Annotated in this window: 11 protein-coding genes, 1 tRNA gene and 1 pseudogene; 6 read left to right on the top strand and 7 right to left on the bottom strand. The window is 52.5% G+C overall.

Annotated elements, in window-relative coordinates; all coding sequences use genetic code 11:
* Positions 1–65: 65 nt before the first annotated feature.
* The gene (locus BUB38_RS10550; RefSeq protein ID WP_073160316.1) at positions 66–2,573 is read right to left on the bottom strand and encodes an alpha/beta hydrolase family protein; all 2,508 of its coding nucleotides are present in this window, start codon (positions 2,571–2,573) and stop codon (positions 66–68) included.
* Positions 2,573–3,841, bottom strand: a complete 1,269-nt coding sequence (locus tag BUB38_RS10545; RefSeq protein ID WP_175547677.1) for a hypothetical protein — start codon at positions 3,839–3,841, stop codon at positions 2,573–2,575. The genes BUB38_RS10550 and BUB38_RS10545 overlap by 1 nt, the downstream gene beginning before the upstream one ends.
* A gap of 196 nt (positions 3,842–4,037) precedes the next feature.
* On the opposite strand from BUB38_RS10545, the gene BUB38_RS10540 reads away from it, so the two are divergent.
* Positions 4,038–5,954: a snapalysin family zinc-dependent metalloprotease gene (locus tag BUB38_RS10540; protein ID WP_175547676.1), complete on the top strand. Its 1,917-nt coding sequence runs from the start codon at positions 4,038–4,040 to the stop codon at positions 5,952–5,954.
* A gap of 1 nt (position 5,955) precedes the next feature.
* Here the strand turns inward: BUB38_RS10540 and BUB38_RS10535 are convergent, their stop codons facing one another.
* Entirely contained in the window at positions 5,956–6,813 is an 858-nt protein-coding gene (locus tag BUB38_RS10535) for a TIGR02147 family protein (RefSeq protein WP_073160371.1), read from the bottom strand.
* 216 nt (positions 6,814–7,029) lie between these two features.
* On the opposite strand from BUB38_RS10535, the gene BUB38_RS10530 reads away from it, so the two are divergent.
* The gene (locus BUB38_RS10530; protein ID WP_175547675.1) at positions 7,030–9,372 is read left to right on the top strand and encodes an Ig-like domain-containing protein; all 2,343 of its coding nucleotides are present in this window, start codon (positions 7,030–7,032) and stop codon (positions 9,370–9,372) included.
* Between the two features lie 82 nt (positions 9,373–9,454).
* On the opposite strand, the gene BUB38_RS10525 is transcribed toward BUB38_RS10530, so the two are convergent.
* Positions 9,455–10,336, bottom strand: coding sequence for a prepilin peptidase (locus tag BUB38_RS10525; protein ID WP_073160310.1), 882 nt, complete (start codon positions 10,334–10,336; stop codon positions 9,455–9,457).
* Between the two features lie 112 nt (positions 10,337–10,448).
* Between BUB38_RS10525 and BUB38_RS10520 the strand changes: the two genes are divergently transcribed.
* Positions 10,449–15,800 (top strand): hypothetical protein, encoded by a 5,352-nt coding sequence (locus BUB38_RS10520; protein ID WP_139258408.1) that lies wholly within the window; start codon positions 10,449–10,451, stop codon positions 15,798–15,800.
* A gap of 3 nt (positions 15,801–15,803) precedes the next feature.
* Positions 15,804–16,250 carry a DUF6941 family protein gene (locus BUB38_RS10515; RefSeq protein ID WP_073160306.1) on the top strand — a complete coding sequence of 149 codons (447 nt, stop codon included), beginning with the start codon at positions 15,804–15,806 and terminating at the stop codon, positions 16,248–16,250.
* Here the strand turns inward: BUB38_RS10515 and BUB38_RS10510 are convergent.
* Entirely contained in the window at positions 16,247–16,885 is a 639-nt protein-coding gene (locus BUB38_RS10510; protein ID WP_073160304.1) for a 4'-phosphopantetheinyl transferase family protein, read from the bottom strand. The two genes, BUB38_RS10515 and BUB38_RS10510, sit on opposite strands and share 4 nt — an antisense overlap.
* 31 nt (positions 16,886–16,916) lie before the next feature.
* Here BUB38_RS10510 and BUB38_RS10505 point away from each other — a divergent pair, with 31 nt between their 5' ends.
* Positions 16,917–17,468, top strand: a complete 552-nt coding sequence (locus BUB38_RS10505) for a hypothetical protein (protein WP_073160302.1) — start codon at positions 16,917–16,919, stop codon at positions 17,466–17,468.
* A gap of 114 nt (positions 17,469–17,582) precedes the next feature.
* Positions 17,583–17,656, top strand: a tRNA-Val gene (locus BUB38_RS10500).
* A gap of 512 nt (positions 17,657–18,168) precedes the next feature.
* Here the strand turns inward: BUB38_RS10500 and BUB38_RS10495 are convergent.
* Both BUB38_RS10495 and BUB38_RS15845 read right to left on the bottom strand, forming a co-directional pair.
* Positions 18,169–19,608, bottom strand: a pseudogene (locus BUB38_RS10495) (SLC13 family permease); the annotation flags it as partial.
* A gap of 220 nt (positions 19,609–19,828) precedes the next feature.
* Positions 19,829–24,064 carry a T9SS type A sorting domain-containing protein gene (locus BUB38_RS15845; RefSeq protein WP_139258406.1) on the bottom strand — a complete coding sequence of 1,412 codons (4,236 nt, stop codon included), beginning with the start codon at positions 24,062–24,064 and terminating at the stop codon, positions 19,829–19,831.
* Between the last annotated feature and the right edge of the window lie 134 nt (positions 24,065–24,198).

Genomic DNA, 24,198 nt, shown 5'->3' with positions numbered 1-24,198 from the left:
GCAATCAAAATCTTGCCTGTAAAAAAGCATATAAATTTTACATAATTTTATATGCAACGCACAAGTTATTCTAACAAAATATCCTGGATAACGCAAGATTCCGAAGTTTTCATACCTAAAATGGACAATCGGCTTGCAGACAATCCAAAATTAGGCGTAACGCGGGTATCCACAATCAAATCCAGGGGAATCAGGGCCGCACTTGTACCCGCCGGGGCAAAGTCCCTAAGGCGACGAGCGCCCCCTCGATAGGAATCGAAATACACGGCCGTTTCACTACAAGTACCCTGCTTAAAGGACACCCGCAAGTTTGAAAATCCCCTCAAGGACTTTGCACTATCAAAGATGATATGGACTCCCCTTTCCGCAGCATCGAAATCAATCTGCAAAGCCTTTTGACCTTGAGCCGTCGGCATATAGCGCACCCGGGTAGAAGACAGCCACGGTGTCACCTTGTAAGACGAGTTGGGGTAAATTATGTTGGACTTGATCTGATCCGGTTCAGGCATTTCTACACCGGTCACCACAAGCCTTGGATTCGACAACGCCACACGGCCTCCATCGGAATTCAGCACAAGGCGAATCCACCTGTAGGTGCTGGGGGCATTCCTGCTAAAGGGCATTTTCCAGCGCAAGGTATGTTTCTTGCCATCGACAGGGACCTTCACTTCGGTCAGCTGAAGCTGGTTGGAATTGTTCTTGCCCTTATGCAGAAGGAGTTCTGCACGCATCCAGTCATTCTTTGCGTTCTCCACCTTTACATCAACTTCAAAGGAACTCCCTTCCGGAATGTTTTCGCCGTAGTCAAACCAGGCCACACGATGCCAGCCTGCAGCCAAGTCAAACTTGACGGTACCGCTCTTTTCGGTGGCAGAAGTCTTGTAGTCATACCTGGCATAAGGGAATTTCTTCGTCTGGGTAAGGCCGGCATTCTTCACGATTGCAGGGATATTGGCATTATCCATGCAGCTGGCCTTCGGAGTAAAATGTTCCGCCAGATAGGCATTACGATATTCCTTGCGGGCCGTATCATAATCCGCCTTGGCCAATTCACACAGAACCCTCCAAATGTCCGTCTGAATACCCCGGAGAACCGTCGTATCCAACTCGCCCTTACTTACAGGAAGTTCAATATGATGGGGTCCCTTTGAATCCTTATAGCGGGGATGTGTCGGATCGACGCCGTAAAAAGCTGTCGCGGTGCTATGACTACCCGGCTTTTCAAAATTCAATCCGCTAGACGACTGGCTAAAGGCACACCCCTGGTTCATGGCCATCTTGCCATTACACTTTAAATCCATGGCACTAGCCGTAGGAATGAAAGTACTCTGGGTCTGATATAGGGTATCAGCATCCCACCCTGTGCTCAAGGAGAAATGAGCCCCGAGGATTTTCATCTTCATACCGCTGGGCATGGCATTCAGCATTCCCTTTCTCAGGTTATTATACATCACCTTAGAAAAAGGGTAAGTACTCCCCTGTACGAAATCATATTTGGAATAGCGGACTTCATCTCTTTTGAAATCTTCGCTAATCTTACGATAAATTCGATTGTAGGAAAGACTCGAAGAATCGCTCCCCGGCGCATACAGGTAACTTTCGGCACGGCCCATTACGGTACCTGCCTTCTTAGCCCTGCGATTCAACTTGAAGTAAGTCTTGGAATGGGAAATTTCCTTACCCTTCAGCAGCCCCTGGGCCACAAGAACAGAAGGGAAGCCCTTGTATTCCGCAGCCTTGCGGTAATCCCCGAAAAGGAATCGGTTCGAAGAGAAATCCTCCTTTACCACCGTAGGCGTAAAAAAGAGGCGCTGACTTCGCTTCTCTAGCCTGGCCAACAGCAAGTCCTGGGCACCATCCCCCTGAATTAAATCCCTGAAGGCTTCAGCTTCACTGCTTCCGCCCCTTTCGGCCCAGAAGTCAATCGTGTAAAGCAGGCTTTTAGGAATCACGGCCCCTTGATGGGGCGAATCCAGCGAGGCAAACAGGCGCACAGGAGCATCAGACGAAGAGCGGGCAGAATCATACTTGTAGGCACCATAGCGGCCGATAATTCCCCCTTGGCTAATGCCCATAACTACAAAGCCGTCGACAGAACGGTTGGCAAAGCCGAACAACTTATTCCTGTTCATGAATTTCATGAGGTCCGTAAAATGTTCGGCATTTTTCTGCAGGGACTGCAGAACCGTTTCCGAGAACTGCACCAGCACAGGGGTATATCCCAGATCAGAAAGTAGGCTAGAAAGCCCCATCTGACTGGCATCATCCTGAAAACTGGAGAGGGTCCTTTGGTTACCGGGGTCCAGATTGATTCCGTCGATAATCAGGAAGGGGCGAACCAGATTAAAGCCCAGCTTCTGCCCCGAATTCTGTTCGGCATTGATCACACGGATGCGAACATCGTGCCTAGAGGAACTACTGCAGTTTTTTCCGTCGGCATCCACAGGCGCCATGCCATAGGAATCCTTTACGCAAGTACGGCTGCCGTCTTTATAGAAGAACAGGTCCTTTACCGAGGCAAAAGAAGAGGCCGCGGCAAACAGAAGTGTCGCCATCAACAAGAAGAAACGCATTATTTCACCTCCACTGCAATATTCTGAGTAACCGTCATATCACCATCTGCAAGGCGGACACTCACGCTGTTTTTACCGGCAGAATCGAATTCTACGCGGACCTTTGATTTCAGGGGAACATTCACCCATCTTTTGCCATCGTGGATTTCTAGAGTCGGAATAGAACTGCGGTTAGTGGCAATAAAATAGGGGTCATAGTAAATTTCAAGTACAGACCCAGAAACCTCTGACGAAGGCAACCCTGCCAGCAGCGCCCTGCCCGACTCAAAATCAGAAACTTCGCAGGAAGTATCGGCACAGACGCGGTAGGCATAGTCCACATTACCGACGAGGACAGGCATGACGCGATTATCATACCCCGCCGTAAATTCCGCCGCCTCGTAGAACAGCGCCTTCGGATTCGCCATGGCGCTATCCCGCAAACGGTTCCGTTCAATCAGATACATACTGTTAAACCAACCTCGGCGAGATTCCTCGGGAGTAAGCTCCGCAGATTCCATAAAGTTCTGGATTTGCAGATGTTCCTGTTCAGCCAATACAAAGTCGGCGTTGGTGGAGTCGGCGATCTTTACGCGGGATACAGAATCGTAGGCGGCAGAAGTTTCTGTAGCCGCAACACTCCTGAACCGGGTTTCGCGACGGGGACTTGCAGGAACCACATCGCTAAAGGAATAGTCCACCACCAATTCCCGGGATTCATCGTCGGAGTCGCCATCGACCATACCATCAACACCCACGGCACAGCTAAAGGCGATGTTATCCAGAAAGAGAGTCTCATAGCTGTTGGCGGGAACGTCATAAAGTCCAACGCCAAGCCTCTGGACAAGTCCACCGGCAGAACCCACAATCGAGGCGACGGGAATTTCCAGGTGGTTCGGCACACCGGCAGACACATTCACATAATGTACCGCGCTAACGCCGAAATCACCCTCCAGCCAGACGCCCACCTTCCCCGCCCGGGAAGCCGACAGGTCCAAAGACAGGTTGCCTCCAGGAACGTTTACCGGCATGCGATCCAGGACCATGGTTCCGCTCCAGTCGCCCGCAGAAGCCTTCGCTCCAGAAATGCGGATATACGGCGGGACCAAAGTTCCCATGTTTCCCCAGTTAGCATTCCACTCCGGAGATTCCGGAAATGTATTTCCGGCCTCCATCACACCAGATTCGCCACCCTTGTACAAGATGACCTCGTTACAAACCTGCGCAAAGCTCGAAAGAGACAATACGGTCCCAATCAAGGCTGCGCACCTTGATACCCTATTTTTCATGATTTCTCCAAAAGAGAAGTTTTTATCTAGTAGATATAAAGGGTCCGTAAATGAGGCCCAAAAAAAGTCACTCGGAGTGAACTTGTGTGCAAAGTTAAACAAACAAGATGGAATTGTAAAGAGGATGAGATTGTATTCACAGAAAAAGCAACCGGCTCTCCCCAAAAAAATTTATCTTTCTCTGCAGGAGTTTAACATGAAGAGTGCTTTCGGGTTAATTTTATTCAGCGGCATCGTTTCTGCACTTTGGGCTCGTCCTGCAGCCCCTAACGTCTACAACACTGTAGACAACGGAGATTCCAAGCTCACCCTTGTCAACCATGGTGACGAGCATTATCATTATGCCACCACCCAGGATGGCTACCTGGTGCTCCCCGACCAATCCGGGACTTACGTTTACGCCGACACCAACGGCAAACCGTCTAACGTTATCGCCCACGACAAGGATTTGAGGCTGCCCTCCGAAAATGAATTTCTGGAACAGTTAGACGAATCCCAGAAGCAGAATATCCTAAAAAAGCATGAGGCCATTTACGGGGGCCGATTTCCCGACGAAAGTGAACAGCCCGGCGCATTGATACTAAGGAGCTCTTCTAGCCCCCAGCCCCTAAACCGCCCTACCCCGCAAAAGTGGGTCTCGGGGGAACGTTACATCCCAACCCTCCTGGTCGGAACCACAGACATTCCCCACGCCGACTCCGCCGCCGTCTATGACCTGCTCAACAAGGAAGGCTACAACAAGAACGGCAACATCGGCAGCCTCCGCGATTACTACCTCCATTCATCCAACGGTAAGCTGGACATTCATTTTGACATCTACCCCCTACCGCTAAACGTGGCACAGACCAGTTTCGGCAGCGGCAGTAATTTCAACGAAGGGAATTACACCAAGGCAGGTATTGACGCTTTGGTCAAGCACCCGAACTTCAAGGCCAACGCAAACAAGTACTGCGCCGAAGGCACCACCGTCGACGGGTTCCTCTTCCTGTTCCCCGGCGAAGAACAAAACGCCCTTAAGCAAAGCGACTACTTCTGGGGGCACAAATACCAGATGATCTACAACGGCGCCGCCAGCCAGTGGAGCAAGGGTTATACCGCCGGCGGATATACATTCGACGCCTACCTGTTCATCGCCCAGTACCGCGACAATTCCAACAATTCGAAATTGAACGCCATGGGAATTTTCGCCCACGAGTTTAGCCATGTGCTGGGTCTCCCCGACATGTACTCCGGCTCCGGAACGAACTTTGTATCGGGCCCCACTCCCTACGACGTCATGACCCAGGGCATGTACAACGGCAACTGGGAAACGCCGCCCTCGTTCTCCGCCTTCGAACGCGAAGCCATGGGTTGGATGACCATCAAGGAAATGTCTCCCAATTCCTCGTACGTCATGAGGGACATTTCAAAGATGGAAGCCTTTTCTGTCAGCAACCCAAACCAGAACGACGAATATTACATTGTTGAATACCGCCCCGCCGTAAAGTACGACGCCTACATCCAAAACAACGGCGTATATGTGTGGTACATCGATTACGATGCATACGCTTTCGAAAACGCAGCGGTCAACAGCAACAAGAGCCACCAGCGTGTGGCCATGAACAAGGTCGTTCAAAAGGGCGGTTACTATGCCGACTTCACCTTCGTCAACAAGAGCGGCAGGGCAGGCATTCCGGGCGTATACAACTTCGTTCTAGAAGGAGACACCCTGGCCTGCTTTACCACCAACTCCGCCATGCCTCTTTCCAAGTGCCCCACGCCGGAGCCCCTTTCCAGCAGCAGCGGGATTTCTTCTAGCAGTGAGAATCCTTCTGACAGTGAAGTTTCTTCTAGCAGTCAGCAGGCCGAGCCTACTACATCTACAACAGGATTCGCTCCCACCGTCGCCTCTAGGCTTAAGCTCCACGTAGAAGGTTCTACCCTGCACATCAATACAGCAAGCGCCTCCCCGAAGGAAGTTGCCATTTTCGATATGCTGGGGAACAAGATTCTTGCGGAACGTTTTGCAGGAAGGGATTATAGTTTGAACCTTGGAAATCTGGATCACAAGGTCTATATGGTCAGGGTTACCGAAAACGGAAAGTCCCTCACACAAAAGACATTCGCCTTTTAAGCTAGCTTTCTGATTTTCCGCCCACCTGGAACAACGCAAATTCCATCTGGAACACCTTATCACTGCCCTCATCCTCTTCGGCGATGAGGGCAATTTCTTTACGGAAGGCATTGATACGTTCTACGATGCGGTCGTAGCCTTCCTTGCTGATGCCCAGGGTCAGGCCAGAAATGTGGCGCTTGCCCGGCGGGTCACGGTCGATGGATTCCGCCCCCATCTTGAGGCAATTCTGATGGTAACCGCGAAGGGCCAGCTTTGACGTACGATCCCCTGTGGTAATGGCGCTTTCTGTAAGCACGTACTTGCCGTTCTCATCCTTCTTTATGAGTTGGCATTCTTCCAGCAGCTTTACGGATTGCTTCGCCTCGTCGGCGGTAATTTTTGGATTCACCTGTTTTGCCAGGGCGGCATAATCCCCGTCGAATCCGAACATGCCGATCAGGCTACGGATAAACAGATGACGGGGGTGGGAATAGATCATATACTGGGCATGCCCCAGCATGTGCTGCTTTTCGGCAAAGCGGACCACCTTCATGGCGGCCTGCATCTTTTCGAAAGCGGCATTGCGGTCGTCAGTGGTTTCGGCCTGGTTGAATTCCACCAGGGCCACGAAAAATTCCGTCTCGTGCTTGCCCAACCGCAGCCCAGACGCCACCTTGGGAATGCTTTGCTGGCTCAGGTTCTTTTCGCCGTTCATGACGCGGCTAATAAAGTCCTTGGCCTTGAAACCGATCCTGTCAGAAAATACACGCAGGGAGAAGGCCGGGTTTGCAGCCTTCTTCTGACTGTAATAGTCCCTCAAAAATTCCCGGTAATCCAGGTATTCGAAGACTTTTTTCTGTTTTTGCGGTTCAACCATGCCCAAAATGTAAGAAAAAGGGGGCAAATGGGGGTATCGGCCAGCGCATTGCCGTTGTCCAGAAACAACGCTAAATGAGGTTCAGTCATAAAACAAGTAGGAATATTCCCGCTTTTTGGGTAGATTTATCAATGGTTCAGAGCCGACGAGGTTGGGATGCCCGTTGTCTAGGAACCAGGGATATTTGGGATTTCATAAAAAGAAAGGTTTAACTTTATGAAAAAAGGTGTTTTGGGTAAAATTATCGCAGGCATGGTTATGGCTGGTACGTGTGGTGTATCGCTGGCCGCCACGCCTGCAAATGAAGTGGTGACGCTTCCTGCAGACAAAAACTATGGAGGTGGAGACAAGGTGGGCTCTCAGCTCATCGCCGCCACCTACAACGCAGGAAAGGGTCCGGGAGTGTGGATTGTGGCAGATGGCGGCTACCGCCTTTACCACAATGGCGCCCTGCTGGCCGAAGACAATCAGGCCGGTCGCGTCCGCTTCATTCCTATGACTTTGCTCCCCGGCGAGAACGCATTCTCCGTGGTGGGTATCAACGGCGCGGGAGCCCCCGGCGTATTGGTCCAGATTGACGATCTTGACCGTTCCTATTACAGCGGCAGCGACTGGAAATCCAAGCCGTCTGTAGGAAACGCCTCCTGGAAGGAAAAGGGCCGCGACTTGAGCATGTGGGGCGGAGCTACAGCCCTGAGCTATTCCAACACAAAGATGCCTAGCGGCGGCGACCTGAAGGGCTTTGCCGCAAATACCCAGTCCAAGTGGATCTGGACCAGCAGCGAAAGCGATTCCGTCGCAGTCCTCCTGTTTACCCTGAATGTAAGGGCAGAAGGTTTCGGTGCCTCTACAACAGGCGGCGACGCAGGCAAAATCGTTATCGCAAAGGATTCCGCAGAAGTCCGCAAGTACCTGCAGTCTTCTGACGCCTTGACTATTCTCGTTCCCGAAGGAACCTACGATTTCCGCCAGTTCCGCAATGCGGTAACCGAAGCCAAGGCCAAGGGACGCACCTGGTGCAAGACTACCTGCTCCGAAAAGAATGCGGTCACCGGAAAGACCAATACTTTCTACCGCATCACCTTCAAGGCCAATAGCTGCAGCGACCTGACCGAAGCCGGCGTGCAGATTGTCCAGGAAAGCGAAAATCTGATGGCATGGTCCAACTGGATTACCACCAAGGCCAACAAGAGCCTGGTGGGCATGGGCCGCGGCGCCAATCTGCGTGGAGCCTCTATTGCAGTCCGCAGTAACGAAGGCAGCGGCAACCACATTTATCGCAACCTGGCCATCTACGACGTGAACCCCCACCTGATCGAAGGTGGCGACGGTCTCGAAACGGTAGGAACCTCTTCGAAGCATGTGGACAAGTTCTGGGCCGACCATATTAGCTACAAGTGGATTAGCGACGGTTTCGACATGGAATTCGTAGACAACGCTACCATCAGCTACCTGGATTTTGACGGCGCCAACGATTACAACTGCTGGGGAACCGACCCTTACATGGCCCTGGTAGAAGACGCCCAGCTGACTTACGCCAACTCCTATTGGCATAATACCTACGGCCGCGTTCCCAAGGTAACGGGCGAAAACGACGGTTCCAAGGTTCACCTTTACAACCAGCTGGTAGACGGCAACCGTTTCTTCATTGCAGGCGCCAGCGGCCACAGTGCCACAGCCAAGGCCTATGTCCGCTACGAAAATAGCTACATCAAGAACGGCAAGGGCTACCTGGCAGAATGGGGCGACAACGGCTATGTCTACTTTAGCGGCATCACCTATAGCAACACCACCCAGCAGCACCGCTACAATGGTACTGTAACCATGGGTGCCCCTCAGGCAGAAACTTTCAACCCCAGCTACAGCTGGGAAAAGCGAGACGTAAACAGCCTTCCCACCGACCTGCCCTCTCTCTCAGGCGTGGGAGGCCGCTACGGATCCATGCCCGCCTACGACCAGGCCTTTGGCGTAAGCAACAAGGCAGCCACCGTCGCCATGACGGCACCCGCCGCCAACAAGGCCTTTGATGCAGGCTCCAGCGTAACACTTTCCGCCTCCGCAAGCGATGCCGACGGTTCCGTAAAGAGCGTAAGCTTCTACATCGGAACAGAGCTGGTGGGAACCGCAACTTCTGCCCCCTATAGCGTCACCGTAAACGACCTGGCTGCAGGAACCTACTCCGCCGTGGCCGTAGCTACCGACAATTCCGGATTGACCCAGATGTCTGAATTCGTGACTTTCGAAGTGGCTGCAGAAGAAATCGAAGACCCGGCCAGCAGTTCCTCTGAAGAAATCGCGTCTAGCGGTTCCGAAGAAGAAATTGAATCCAGCAATTCTTCCGAAGAAATTGAATCCGGCGATTCCGAAGAATCTGCCATCCGAACCATCGCAGATGCGGCTACCGAGGCCGAAGCCAGCTACTACCGCGTTTTCGATATGCAGGGCCGCCCCCTCTACACCGGCAACACCAAGCCGAACAAGATGGTCGCCACCCGCGCCATCGTCGTAGAGTACAGCAAGTCCGGTACCGCCATCAGACGCTACATCCAGACGAAATAAGAAATTCCTCCTCCAATACCAACCAACAAAAAAAAACTGGCCCCCACCCGGGAGCCAGTTTTTCTATTAAAAGTTAGACGTTCTATTCTCCGACTACAAACCTTATATAAAGTTCAAGGAAGGTTTCGCCCCAAAGGTACACGATAGGGGCCGCCAGGGCCAGAAACGGACCAAAGGGAATCTGGCCAGAAACATCTTCGGAATCATCCACCACGGCCTTTTCTGCAATCTTGCGCTGGATACGGGCGTAGGGGATCATCACCAGCAGGCCCACCACGGCGGCAACCACCAGGATCATGGCCGCAGACTGCCAACCCATGAGGGCTCCGTAGCCGGCCAAAAGCTTCACGTCGCCAAAGCCCATGGCTTCTTTCTTGAAGACCTTGCTTGCCACAAGTCCAAGCAAATAGAGGCCGCCACCGGCGGCAACCGCGCCGATCAGGCTCTGCAGCGGGGTAATGCCCCCGGGAATAAGCGAAATCAGGAGGCCAGCCACAATGCCGCCAACGCTCATGGAATCGGGAATTAATTTATACTTAAAATCCACCGCACAGACGGGGTAAGCTCCCAGCAGGAGCCAGAACATGGCCAGGGCATCGGCCCACACGCTGGGCTGCATCACGGGCGATACAAAAAGTTCCGGCACAACGGCACCGTAATTGACCGCCACGGCAGCGAACAGGGCCAGGGCCCCCAGCAAACCGCAGAGGGCTTCGCCAATGGGATATATAATGTTGAGGGGCTTATGGCAGCAGGCGGTCTTGCCACGCAGAATGAACCAGCCGATTACAGGCAGGTTCAGGTAGATGGGGATCTGCTTCTTGCACAGCGGGCAGTGGGAGGGCGGGTTTATCAGCGAAATCCCGCGGGGCATGCGGTACACGATAACGTTATAGAAGCTACCGACACAGGCGCCAAAAACAAAAAAAACAGCCAACCAATACCAAAGGGGTATTAATTCCATAAATCTTACTCCATCGGTGCAAATTCCACACCCAAATGCTTTCAAAAAAGATACATTTTATAAAAGTTTACAATACAAGGTTTAACCCCAAAAGGTGCAACATAGGTAAGTCATGCGTAAGTCACGATATTTAACATTGCTCTTTGGTATTTTAGCCATAGCAGGCCTTTCGGACTGCTCTAGGGAACCCTCCGTCAAGGAAGACGTGAGCCTCCAGAATAACCATTCCCGAATTTTCGCCCAGCGCGAGTCCTTCGAAGACGCCAAGGCATTCGCCGACTCCATGGCCAACACTAACTTCAACACCTCAGACTCCCTGGCAGACACATTGACGGTTACCGTAAACGATACGGTCTACCTGATGGGCATCCTGCCCCGTAACGTCGACAAGATCTACCGATTCCAGTGGAACCTGACCAAGGCCGACGGCAAGGACACCGTCATCCTGGGCAACAACGCAACGCCCATGGCCTGGGCCTACTCCAAGCCCGGCGTGTACTACCCGCTGTTCATCGCCTTCGACGGTAACAACTCCACCGACACCGCCGGTACCGACACCAAGCGCACCTATATCAACGTCATCGACACCAAGCCTGTCCTGAACGTTCCCAAGGATACCTTGTGGACCAGCAACAAGGGCAACATCGTCTTCCCCATTACCGTTAGCGATTCCTTCGGCACCATCAAGAAGATCATGGTGGACCTGGACGCCAGCGGCAAGGAAGACCCCAAGGAATGGAAGTACGAGACCCGCAAGAATAACGACTCCCTGTACCTGACCATCAAGAACGATCCCAAGAAGATCGACTCCAAGGGCAACCAGAAGATTTACGTTATCGCCATCGACGACGACAACAACGAGACCAAGGATAGCGTAAACCTCCACTTCAACAGGATCCCCAAGCTGGAAATCCTGTACCCCAAGGATGGTGAACGCCACGACATTACCAAGCCCTTCTACTTCTATTACGAAGGTACCGACGAAGACAATCCCAAGGACCTGAAGTACTTCATCTACGCCCAGAACGGCAAGAACGGACTTCCCCCTGTCAAGGCTTTCGACTCCGAAGACCTGATTGCCGAAAACTACATGTCCACCAAGTGCGACTTCTGGGACCAGGAAAAGGAACGCAACTCCATTACGCTCATCAACAATCCTGCCAAGGAACTGAAAGGACGTATCTACTGGGATATGTACGTCACCGACGGCTACGACATCGTCCACATCGAAAGCATTTCTACAGGCGAAGGCACCAGCCGCCCCTGGAACTTCTATATCGGCGACATTTCCTCTAACCAGGGTTCCATCTCCGGTCAGGTACACTACCAGGGCAGAACCTCCCACGAAGGAATCAACCTGGAACTGAACAACGGCATCAACACCTTTGTCGGCGTTACCGACACCAAGGGTAACTACACAGTTAACGTCGATCCGGGCAACTACACCATTTTGGCAAAGTCCGGCATCGGCGAATACACCAGCGACTCCCTGACCAAGATCTATGTGGAATCCGGCGCCATGGTCACCGTAGATTCCATGTCCCTCAAGGATACGGTCGCCCCGATCATCCTGGTAAAGAACTACGACACCCTGACCGTCCGCAACTTAAGGCAGACCGTCTATGTTCGCGACCTGGGATCTCGAGTCAAGAGCGTTTCTGCAACCCACAACAAGCAGGAACAGACCCTTACCTGCAACAACACAGACCAGGGCGCAATCTACAACTGCGAATTCAACTTGGCCAACATGGAAGACGGCCTCCACAGCTTTGAATTCACCGCTATCGACAATGCCGGCAACAAGCGAGTCATCAAGCCCAGCTTCGTGGTCGACGCAACGACCTTGACCCTGGATGTGGATGGCGCACAGAAGCAGCTCATTAGCGAAGGCAAGGAACTGACCTTCAACGCAAAGATTACCGGAGCCTACCCCGCCCCCAAGTCCGTCAGCTGGACCTACATCATCGGTAAGGACACCGTCACCAAGACTTCTGCAGTCAACGACGACGGCGAGGCCAAGTTCGTTCTGAAATACAGCGATATTACCAAGGCCGAAGAAGGCGTCGACTACATCATGACCGTCCGCTACACAGAGAACAACGTAAATCTCAGCGCCCAGGTCAAGTTCGGCGTCCGCGGCGAAAACCCGGCCATCATCTTTACCGAGCCCGGCTTTACCACCTCGGTGACCATGCACGACACCATAGACTTCAAGGTGACCGCCTTCCCCGGCAACGGTAGTTCCGACCTGACCGTTTCCTGGAACTGCGGCGACAGCAAGAATCTCGATACCAAGTACCCCTGCCCCACAGCGTCTACCTTCACCGACGGACAGGAAAGCTACAACACCCAGGGCACCCTGGCCTTTAACAAGACCGGCTCCTACAACGTGGTCGTAACCGTCAAGGATGTCAAGAACAGAAGCGTCTCCGACACCGTCAAGGTGATCGTCATCGCAGATCCTCCTTCTGTCAAGGCCACCTACAGCGGCAGCGACAAGCTCAAGATCAACTCCTCTGTAAATGTGACCGTAGACGCAAGCGACAAGTACGGCTACGTCAAGCAGATTGAATGGGGCTGCAGTAACGGAACAATCCCCTTCGACAACAAGAAGGTATTCGACAACACTCCCAAGAGCGTCAGCGATGTCAAGATTACCTTGAACATGCCGGGCTCCGAAACAGACAAGTTCCGTTGCAAGTTCAAGGTTACCGATGATGATGATGAAGTCGGATACGACTCTCTGACCTTCAAGGTCCTGCTGGATCCGCCCACCGTCAAGCTCAGCACACGTCAGGCCACGGTCAAGATCAATTCCGTGCAGACGATCAACGCCATCGCAAACGACGAACTGGGTTACATCGCCGAATACTCCTACGCCTGTAGCGACAACCTCAAGACCGTGACATCCAACGACTGGGAAATCATGTCCAGCAACAAGGCCGAAGTGAAGATGCCCAACCGCGAAGGAAAGTACTACTGCGTTGTCCAGGTCAAGGATGACGACGGCCTTACCGCCCGCGATACGGCAACCTACACCGTGCTTCTGGACCCGCCCACCGTGAAGGCCGTTCTAGCTAGCGGCTACGACATGGTGACCATCAACGACAAGCTCCCCCTGAACGCCATCGCCCGCGACGAACTGGGCACCATCGTAAAGATCGAATGGGGTTGCGGCGTCCTTTCCAAGGATAACGACATCGGCCTGAACATCGTCGCCGGCAGCAACGGCAGCGCCGAAGCCACCATGCCTTCCACCAAGCAAGACAAGTACTCCTGCATCGTGCAGGTCACCGACGATGACGGAAACACCGCACGCGATACCATTCATACCAAGGTCATTACCGCACCACCCACCATTACCGTCAAGAGCAAGGAAATCATCGTTCGCGAAGGCTTCAACATGGCCCTTAGCGCCGTGTCAACCGACGATAACGAAGGCGTCGCATCTGACCCGGGCGAAATTTCCAAGCGTGAATGGAGTTGCGGAACTCCCAGCGAAATCGACCGCAACTGGAAGACTGTTAGCGCCTACGACACCGTATGGAAGGCTCCCGCACCTCAGGTTTCCTACTACTGCGTCGCAAGGGCAACCGACAACGACGGCAACACCGCCACCGACACAGTCAAGGTCCAGTTTACCACAGAACAGCCCCTGATCCAGGTCCAGGATGAAAAGATCTACATCAACGTAGGTGACGCATTCACCCTCTCTGCCACCGTGAACGACGTCTGGCAGGGCATCGACTGGTTCTCATGGGAATGTAAGGTCATCGAAACCGGCAAGAGTCTAGAAAAGGGCGGAAAGGCCACCCTGTACGACTACAACGCCAACGGCAAGAAGATGACCATCTCCAAGGATTCCAGCTACTCCGAACAGGGCAAGGACATGTACTGTATCGTTAAGGCCCAGGAAACCAGTACCCAGGCAACCTTCAGCGATACCACCGTGGTTCACATCCTGAAACAGCATCCCATGGGTGTCATTACCGCTCCCGATACCGCATACCTGTGGAGTGGCGACGCCAACGTGGATGACGACGCCATGTACTTCTTCGATCCTTCCTGGGGCGGACAGAATTCCAAGCAGGGTGAACTGGGCGACAAGGACAATTACGTCTTCTACTGGCGCTTTAGCGGTTCCGACAACGGCTACTACCTGGGTAACCCCGACGGCACCCTGGACACCAACATTTCCCAGTTCAACTCCGCCTTCAAGCGCAGAACCGCCGTGGGCTCCATGACTATCTATCTGGACTTCCGCGACAGTTCCACGACCACACCGTCCCTTTCCTTCTACAGCCGTCACCGCGCTGAAGAAGCCAAGCACACCATCTACTTCGAAAAGGCATGGCAGACCCAGGGCAAGGATACCGTCCTCAACAACAACGCCTCCCTGATTGTCGCCCCCGCCTTCGTTATCGTAGACGATGTACCTATCGAAGTATACCCGACCAGTGGAAAATCCGTCAAGGCCTCCGCCCTCAGCGGTAACAGCTGGACCAGCGGCGGCACCATCACCCTGACCGACTCCATCGTCGATATCAAGGTGACTACCGACGGTACCAGCCTGTATGTGGGCCTCCTGGATGAAAAGGGAACCTTCTTCATCTACTCCAGCGACAAGACGGCAAAGAACTTCACTTCTCTGGGAAATATCGCCAGCACCACCAGCCCCCAGTTGCTGTACAACGCCTCCAAGCAACAGCCGGTCGTTCTGTACATCAACTCCAGCAAGCTGAACAAGCTGGCCTACTACAGCAGCAGCAAGTGGAGCACAAAGGATATCGCCAGAAAGACCCAGAACAACCAGAATGTCACGTTCCGCGAAATCAACGGCGTATTCGTGAACGGCAGCCTGGTCGTTACCGCAGTCGATAACACTTCGGACTACACCCTCTACAGTGCCATCTACGATGCGTCCTACAACGAAAAGCAGGGAACCTCTTCCGTCGCCAAGAACGTCAGCAAGATGTCGCTGTCTGCCAGCGGTTCCACCTTCTACATGGCATTCGCCAACAGAGACTACAACAACTACGGTCCCTACGTGTACAAGGGAACCCTGAACACCAATAGCATCAGCTGGAACAAGTCCGACGTCTTCGGCAAGCCGATTTTCGAAGGCTTCATCGCCTACCATCTGAGCGTAGTTACCCGAAACAACGACGTCTACCTGGCCATGGACGACCATAAGGCCGACTACTCCCAGGTCCACGTATTCAAGCTGAAGACCGTCAACGGCAAGCAGGTATGGCACTTCTACGGCGAAAACCAGCTTCCGTACTTCAATGCGGTCTTCCAGAAGAAAAACAATTACTACCTTCGTGGTTCAAGCCCGCTGCTGGCATTTGACGGTGCAGGAAAGCTGTTCCTGTCGATGCTGGCCCGCGAAAATGGATCTAGCAAACCTAACAAATACAACGGCCCGCTCGTCATGAAGTATGTGGCCGAAAATTGGGAGTAAATAATGAATATTGAAGTTGCAGCAATTTGTGACGCCGCTACTGCCAGCGACATGGGTGGCCGTCTGAACATTCTTGGCGCATTTGACCGCGTTTTTGCCCAGCAGTTCCCCATGCAGATTCCCCAGTGCGCTGTAGCCTTCCGTATCCGCTACCAGCGTGCAGAAGCCGGCGAACATGAGCTGTCCCTGGTCTTCGAAGACGTATGCGGCAACCCGGTGGTTAACCCCATGCAGTCCAAGATTCCTCTGGCACCGGTAGCACAGGGTTTCGACACCGCCGCCGTGAACATGGTCCTGAACCTGCAGCGCCTTCCCATTAAGCGCGCCGACAAGTACATCGTACGCCTCTCCGTCGACAACGAAGAACTGGTCAGCCTGCCCCTCTATGCACTGACCGCTCCCCTGCCGCCGGGCGCCCCCGCTGCACAGGGCGAACAGAACCTCAACTAATCAAGGTTAGACTTGCGGGAAACCGCAACACAAAGGGCCGCCGGGAAACCGGCGCCTTTTTTATTTTCTGAAAAACATTGCCCGTCCAGGTCAACAAAATGAACCTGACGCTCACCGCCTTCGGGCCCTGCCCACACCGAATCCTCCAGTACAGAGCGACCGATGGCGCCTTCGAAGAATGATCCTCCTACGCACTTGTAGAGGGCCTCTTTCCGAGACCACAGGCGGTAAAACTCAACCGTCTGCGCTTCTATCCCGCGATTTTCAAGTTCACGGAGTGCGGTAATCTCCTGGGCATTATAAAAACGTTCTGCCAGGCGCAAATGCTTGGGGGAATGGCGTTCCAGGTCCACCCCCACCAGCAAATCCTTGCCGGTCGCAGGGTCTCCATAGGCCACGACGCAATAGCCCTTGGAATGGGTCCAGTTCACGTCAAAGTCCAGCTTCGGGAACCGGGGCCTAGGATCATCCTCGGACTCCTGCAGATCAGAGGCGGCGATGGGCTCCCCCGACGCCTCCCTTAGAATTCTGAAGATCACTTCCCGATGGGGACCGTCCATGACAAAGCCCGCCAGGTGAACTACACCCAGGGGCGTTTCTACGTCAAGCCGATCCAACTCCGGAAATTCAGTCATCAATGCCAAAGATAATTTCTAGTTTAGGGCCATGAAGTTCCCAACCCGCATTTTTACAGCCATAATTACAGGCGCCACTTTCGCCACCACCTTGATGGGGTGCAGCGACATCAACAGCAGTTGGGAAGTCAAGGGCGGCGGCTATTTCAAGTACACTGTCAACGGAGAGGGCCCCTACACCATCGACCTGGATAAAAACGATGTGGAGCCCCCTTACTACGTCAACAACCAGCACCATTATTTCTACTTCCAGACGCAGCTCTCCGCAAGCAGCCGAAAGGACCAGTTTGCCCTGCTGGTAAACAACCCCTCTACAGGCAAGGACCTGACCCCTGTGGCACGGGCAAGCATCAACGGAAGAATGCAGAATGTCACCTGGATGAAAGCGGAAGGTTCGTCCCAGTCCCCCATAATTCCCGACAGCAGCTCGATCCATTTCGACGAGATCATCGGAGATTCCCTGTGGACAGCCGACCTGAACCTGTATTTCAAGGATTGCCGTTCCGGCTCCTGCAAGGACGCCCTGCCACCACTCCACGTGAAGGGCCGCCTGCGTTACTGGGTCCCCGAAGACGAGCGATAAATTCCGGCACAAAGAAACAAACTCAATTTTTTTGCCCAAATCCCCTTGACAAATTACAGAAGCTTTCTATATTTGGGCTACCCTAACGGAAGTTAGAACCAAATGGTCGCAAATGGTCGATTAGCTCAGTTGGTTAGAGCGCTACCTTGACATGGTAGAGGTCACAGATTCGAGTTCTGTATCGACCACTGAAAGAAACCTCGCTGAAAAGCGAGGTTTTTTTCGTATATATAAAATACGTCAAACAAAGTCCGTCATCCCTTTTTGAAGGACTGGCGTAGAATTCAGAAAGTCAAGTTCCCAGACCGCATAAAAAAACGAGACGCCCTGTTTCCAGAGCGCCTCTATTCCGCTAAACTTGCGAATGTTTGCGGGACCAGGCCCGCGATATAGCAGCGGGAAGAACCCGCCACCTTAATTACTTAGCTTCGGCAGCAGCCGGGGCTTCAGCGGCGGGAGCAGCTTCAGCCTTAACTTCTTCAACCTTAGCAGCTTCTGCAGCAGGAGCGGCAGCAGCGGAGTCAACCACTTCAACCTTGGCGGCAGAGTCAGCCGGCAGGGCGACAGTGCTATCGGCAGCAACTGCAGCGGCGGTGTCAGCAACAGCGGCAGGAGCCGGAGCTTCAGCAGCCACAGGTGCAGCAACCGGAGCAGCTTCGGTGGGCTTCACAACGGGAGCGCCAAAGAACTGAGCCTTAGCCAGGATAATCATCATACCCCAGGAGAGTACGAGACCAACGAGACCCATCACAACGCCAGTGATTGCCATACCCTTGGTATCGGTGTAGCCGGTAGCGTGGGCAAGAGCGTTAGGCGGAGTGGAAATCGGCATGGACATACCGAGAGAAGAAGCGAAGGCAACAGAAACCAGGAGAGCGGTAACGCCACCGAGACCGGTGAGGTTGTCCTGGCAAGCAATGCCAACTGCGCAAAGAATAGGAACGAGAAGAGTTGCAGTAGAGGTATGGCTCATGAAGTTAGCCATGAACAAGCAGATGATACCGCAACCGACCATGAGAGCAACCGGAGACCAGCTTGCAAACGGAATGGTCTTGATCAAGTGAGCGGCAAGACCGGTAGCGTTGAGGCCAACACCCAGTGCGAAACCACCAGCAACCAGCCACAGAACGTCCCAGCTCATTTCGTTCAGGTCCTTCTTGGTGATAACACCAGTCAGGGCGAACACTGCCATAGGAATCATAGCGATAGCGTTGTCGTTAATGCCATGGACACCCTTACCGGTAACCCACAGGAGAACGCAGAGAACGAAAGTAATGTAGACGATGATGGCCTTGGGGCTGGTGTCGAACTTGCCAGCGCCTTCGATGTTCAGGATCATTTCCTTCATCTTGATGGGGTAAATCTTCATCAAGAGAACCCATGCGATAACCATCAGGATAATAACGTAAGGAACGCCGAAAGCCATCCACTGACCGAAGGAAACCGGGTTTGCAGCCAGGTCGCCGCGGGCGATAGCGTCGTTCAGGGCGCCAAGAGCGATAGCGTTAGGAGGAGTACCGATCGGGGTACCCATACCACCGATGTTTGCACCGAGAGGAATGGCGAGAGCGAAAGCAGCCTTACCGCGGTCGTTTTCATCAAACAGCTTCAGAACCGGAGCGAGGATAGCCAGCATCATAGCGGCGGTAGCGGTGTTGCTCATGAACATAGAGAACACGGCGGTGATGAGCATGAGGCCCAGGAGCACGAACTTCGGGTTCTTTCCGAAAGGCTTCAGGAGCACGCGAGCCAGGTTCAAGTCCAGCTTGTACTTGGTAGCGGCAGCTGCCAGGAAGAAACCTCCCAGGAACAGCATGATAATGGGGTTAGCGAAGGTAGCCATCACAGACTTGTGGCTAATCATGGTAACGCCATCAACACGGAACATGGACAGGGAGGAATCAGACATGGTGATGATCATGAGGACGATCACCAGCATGGAGGTGGACCAGATCGGGAACGGTTGGAGAATCCAGAAGAGAGCTGCCATGACGAATACGCCAATGACGCGGATTTCCAGCGGGTTCAGGATGCCCATGGGGCTTGCTGCATCGAATCCCAGGGATTCGTACGGCAAGTAGAGAGCAACAATTGCGAGAATTGTTGCGATAACGAATTTGATGAATTTAGCCTTTGTCATAGTGCGCCCAAATTTAGAATAAAAGGATACCTATGGCAATGTCTTTAATTCATAATTGAGAATCGGAATATCAATAGCTTTTATCAATAAATCTTTAAAATCTATCAAATTCCATCAATTAACAACTTTCCTTTACGAATTAATCATTATTTATTATAAAAGACGTCCGGTTTCCCGGGCGTCTTCTTCGCCATAAATCGGCAAAACGGTCGAATTTGGCCTATTTTACCATAATCTTCCGGGAAGCCTTCTCCCCTGCCACCTGGACATGGAGCAGGTACAAGCCGGTTCTGGGAGCCTCGAGGGCCACGCGGTTCGTTCCGGCAGCGGCACGGCCCTTGTAAGAAGCCTTCACCTTGCCGTGCAGATCCAGCACATTTACGACCATACGGGCGCCAGCCAGGGATTCTTCCACGGTAAAGCCCACATCCAAAGAACCTGCAGCCTGGACAAAGCGAAGCCCACCCACAGCCGAAGCCACCACGGCGTTCGCCCTGGTCACATGGACCGTGGCATTGGAACCGGAGGTCTTCAGGGCGACCTTCAGGGCGGCACCTTCCTTCATCTCCGTTGTTTCACCGTTTGCGGTTACAAATACGCGGTAACCCATATCATTCAGGGCGGCCACGCCCACCAGGGTCAGTTCACCCATTCGGTCAGAACTTGCACTCAGGCTCAAATCCCACTTATAGCTCTGGGATTCAGACTTAAAGGACTTGGCCAGGGCGCGCTTGCCTTCGACGATAGACAGCGAAACACGGTCACCCATGGCGGCAGGCGGTTCAGAACCCACAAAGGGTTCCGGGCTCACACCCATGATGTTCCAGGAATCTTCGCGACCATTCTTATCGGAAAGAACGGCCTGGATGTACCAATTGGAGTTATTTTCGGCCTTGGCCAGGGATTTTTTGAGGACCGCAGGCGAATTACCGCTAACCTTGGAATCGGAGATGTATACCGGTTCCGCCTTTAGACGCCATTCCACAGGTCCAGACACTTCAGCCCATACCGCCTCGTAGGGCATCAACGTATCGGCAGCCACATAGTCGCCCGACTTTACATCGTAACGCACGAAGTTTACGCGGGACTTTTCGTTGACCGACTTGCGTTCATTTTCGTGCCCCGCATAAAGGCTGACGTAACAACCATAGGGATTTGCCACCAGGTTCCAACCGCTGTAGGAACTGTCCAGGTTCCACTTCACGTCCTTGTAAAGAGGTTCCCTCTTGGAATTCAGCAGCAAGTCCTGACCGGTCAGAGTGTTATACCAGAAGCCACGGCGGTCGTCAAATTCTTCGCCACGGCCCAGTTCCTTGTACTGCCAGTACAAACCGGGAGTACCCATGTCGTCCCACCAGTAGAAAATCTGGTCGTCATCACGGGAAAGCTTAGACGTATCCACCAGCGCCATAGAAATCATCTGCCAGGCATCCTCGCCGGTAGCCACAATCCGATCTTCCACCACGTAGGGATATTCCCTGGAATCCACAAACTTGCCACCTTCGGACAGGCGCACGCTAAACTTGTAGCTTCCCGGTCGAAGAGGGAACTTGCTGAAGCTCAAAGTGTCAGAAGTTTTCTCCACGGACTTTGTCAAAAGCGTATCCACCACGCCCATGGCATCGATCAGGAAGGCATAAGCCTTCACGCCACGAGCCACATCGAAATCGCTCGTCTTGAACTTCATCGCTACCGCATTGCCGGAACCCATCAAGGTATCGTACACAATTTCAACAGGCGTCTTGTTGGCCTTGCCGAAGTAAGCCTTCAGTTCGCCATCCATGCGGGCCAGAGGCAAAGCGACACCTTCCGCAAAATAATAGGTGATGCTATCGGAACCATGCAGCACCAGGGAATCCAGCTCATAGCCCGCATCCGGCGTTCCATTCGCCACAAGACGGAATCCATCCATCCGCTTCGGAAGCAAAGTGGAACCGTCTGCAGCAAAGCGATACTCACTGGCAACGGAATCATTTTCCAGGGACACATTCTGCAGCACCAGCACACCATGTTCAGAGGAGACCTTCAGGTGGTTGTAGTTGCCACATTCCTGTGCGTCGGCCCACACGGCATAAAGCTTATTCTTGCCGGATTCGGCAGAACGTTCCGCCAGATGCAAGTCAAAGGCCGTATACACCCAGTCCTGTTCCGAAAGCTCCGTCTTTTCGGACCAGCCAACAACGCAGGCGTCAGAAGTATAGACGTAAGCCGGCAGCTTATAGGTCGCTGTATCATTCTGATTGGCGAATGTGTAACGGGCACTGTCCACCCAGTCATAGCCATAATAAATCTGCTTTTTATCAAGGGCTGTTGTCTTTTCATCGAACAGTACGTCAAAGACCAGTTCTACATCCACCGGCTCTTCCTCTTCAGGCTTCTTGTTAATCTCAAATACGACCTTCGCTAAATTACCCCAGCCAAGATAATAGTTTCCCTCCTCTTCGTTCGAGAAGCGATAACACTCGCGGGATTCAAGAAATTCCTCTAACGAGTTATAACTCATCCAGTCCTCTTCACTGCCAGATTCTCCGAGGGAGTTATATTCAGTCTCACATTCCATTGCGTAAACTTTTACGCTGTTTTTGACAAATTCGTATTTCTCGTCCGGCACAACCTTGAACCAGACTTGAACTCCCATAGTATCGGAAGCGAACAGCTTGCCATTCTCGTCAAAGGCATGGAACAAGGTATCCTTTCCAAAAAACTGGTAAGCCCAGACCGATGCATGGCCCTCTTCAAAAACAGCAATTTCCTTTGCATCACTGGCGTCCTTGTCCTTCCACACGGCATAGAGAGTCGTGGGCGCATTGGGGTTCATGCTTCCATAATCCTGCAATTCCTGCAAGTCAACATAAATACGGTCGGTTGCACTCCTACGTCTCGCGCGGATCAAGGACCATCCCAAAAAAGCCTTTGTCTTGTGGAATACCATCCTACTATGGGACTGGCCGTAATAAACCGTATCCGGCTGGGGGATCACCGCACTTTCAAAGAACAGGTCCTCCATTTCTTCGGGAGTCAACTCGAAATCATAAGCGTAATAGCGGGGCGAGCTCCGTTCAAAAGAAATAGTCCAGTTTGCACTTTCCATCAAATTGACGTTGGCCGTTTCGTTAAACACGAAGGTTCCAGAAACTCCATCGATTTCCTTCTCCACGGAAATCTGACGTAAGGAGTAACCATCCTTAGGCTTGGGCACAACCGTAACAGGGATAGAATATCCCCATAGAACAGGAAGATCCAATTCCGGAACGCCGCTGACATTGGTTTTCAATTCAAGCTTAACCAGGTCTACTTCATCGCCATTGGGGTAAGTCTGTACAACTTCTACAGAGCCCCCTTCATCCGCATAAAAAACATTTTCCCACTTGTCCATCACCATGTTGCACTGGCCTACCTTAGACAACTTCATGGAATAGGAATCTTCGGCATTCATGATTGCGGCAAGTTCGGCAGTCATCCCCAGGGCAACGCCACCCTTATACTGTTCAGCCAATTCCTCGGAGGCCGGAACCCAGCCATATCGGCAACCATTCATATCGTAAACAATGGGGAAATTCCCACTCCCGATACTATAGCCAACGGCCCCGCTGGGCCAGCCATAACCATATTCGTCCTTCACGTAGAATAGGCCCTGACCATCGATGGGATGTTCAAAAGACAAGGAATAGGTCAAAGCGGAATACGAAGCCTTCAGCTTGTACTTACAACCTCTTATCGGCTTAATTTTGAGAATCCGTGTTTCACGCTCATAAGAAAAGCTATCATCACAAACGGATCCATTTACAGCACTAGCCTCATCACGAACCATCTCAATATCGCTAAGTTCATAACCCGCATCAGGCAAATCCAGGACATGGAACGTAAACGAAGCATATTCCGAATTCCCTTCTGTAGTGCCGACTAAAATCAACTTCCAGGGAATCTCAAAAGTCGTGGAGTTGGGAGCAATTGAGATCGAATCCATCTCCAATTTCGGAGACAACTGCGAATAATAATACTGCTGCAACCGAATGCTTCCATGCAAGCTAGCCCCCTCGTTCTCAGGAACAATCTCTACAGGCACAGTAGCCGGATTAATGCAATTGATACCAGTCCATCGGGCGTACAATTGGATATTGCCATCATCTGTCCCGGAAGCAGCCACCAAAGCCGAAGTTATCCTACCGTATGAACTAGCAAGGCTGTTCTCAGGCTCCAAAGTCCAACCATCAAAGCAGTAACCATCCGTCCTAAAAATTTGATCTATACTGGGGAACTCGGCCCCACCTTGATCATCAACGGGACCCTCAAAAGACTGCATAAAACCGTCTGACAGGAAAACATTACCCGGCCGACTTTTCTGATTCAGGTCGAAGTAAACCGTATAGACTTCTTCATCCTGCCCCATAGCAAGACTTGCTAAACTCACCACGGACAAGGCCATGGCACACAAAAATTTCGAGAATCTCACCATAAGAGTCCCTTTTATTCAGTACATACTTCCGATAGGAAATATAGTTACTTGTAAGAGTATTGTAAGAAAGCCACCGGGGCAAAACCCCAGTGGCTAAGCTCATACGGTTAAACAAGAACTATTAGGACCGCGAA

The organism is Fibrobacter sp. UWH5 (assembly GCF_900142505.1).
In the GTDB taxonomy this organism is placed as follows: Bacteria; Fibrobacterota; Fibrobacteria; order Fibrobacterales; family Fibrobacteraceae; genus Fibrobacter.
The sequence above is the reverse complement of the archived record's forward strand: the minus strand, read 5'-3'. Positions and strand labels throughout refer to the sequence as shown.

Excerpts from the sequence above, each read along its gene's own strand:
- BUB38_RS10550 (WP_073160316.1), bottom strand. The coding sequence starts at position 2,573 with ATGCGTTTCTTCTTGTTGATGGCGACACTTCTGTTTGCCGCGGCCTCT.
- BUB38_RS10540 (WP_175547676.1), top strand. The coding sequence starts at position 4,038 with ATGAAGAGTGCTTTCGGGTTAATTTTATTCAGCGGCATCGTTTCTGCA.
- BUB38_RS10545 (WP_175547677.1), bottom strand. The coding sequence starts at position 3,841 with ATGAAAAATAGGGTATCAAGGTGCGCAGCCTTGATTGGGACCGTATTG.
- BUB38_RS10510 (WP_073160304.1), bottom strand. The coding sequence starts at position 16,885 with ATGACTGAATTTCCGGAGTTGGATCGGCTTGACGTAGAAACGCCCCTG.
- BUB38_RS10515 (WP_073160306.1), top strand. The coding sequence starts at position 15,804 with ATGAATATTGAAGTTGCAGCAATTTGTGACGCCGCTACTGCCAGCGAC.
- BUB38_RS10535 (WP_073160371.1), bottom strand. The coding sequence starts at position 6,813 with ATGGTTGAACCGCAAAAACAGAAAAAAGTCTTCGAATACCTGGATTAC.
- BUB38_RS15845 (WP_139258406.1), bottom strand. The coding sequence starts at position 24,064 with ATGGTGAGATTCTCGAAATTTTTGTGTGCCATGGCCTTGTCCGTGGTG.
- BUB38_RS10505 (WP_073160302.1), top strand. The coding sequence starts at position 16,917 with ATGAAGTTCCCAACCCGCATTTTTACAGCCATAATTACAGGCGCCACT.
- BUB38_RS10525 (WP_073160310.1), bottom strand. The coding sequence starts at position 10,336 with ATGGAATTAATACCCCTTTGGTATTGGTTGGCTGTTTTTTTTGTTTTT.
- BUB38_RS10530 (WP_175547675.1), top strand. The coding sequence starts at position 7,030 with ATGAAAAAAGGTGTTTTGGGTAAAATTATCGCAGGCATGGTTATGGCT.
- BUB38_RS10520 (WP_139258408.1), top strand. The coding sequence starts at position 10,449 with ATGCGTAAGTCACGATATTTAACATTGCTCTTTGGTATTTTAGCCATA.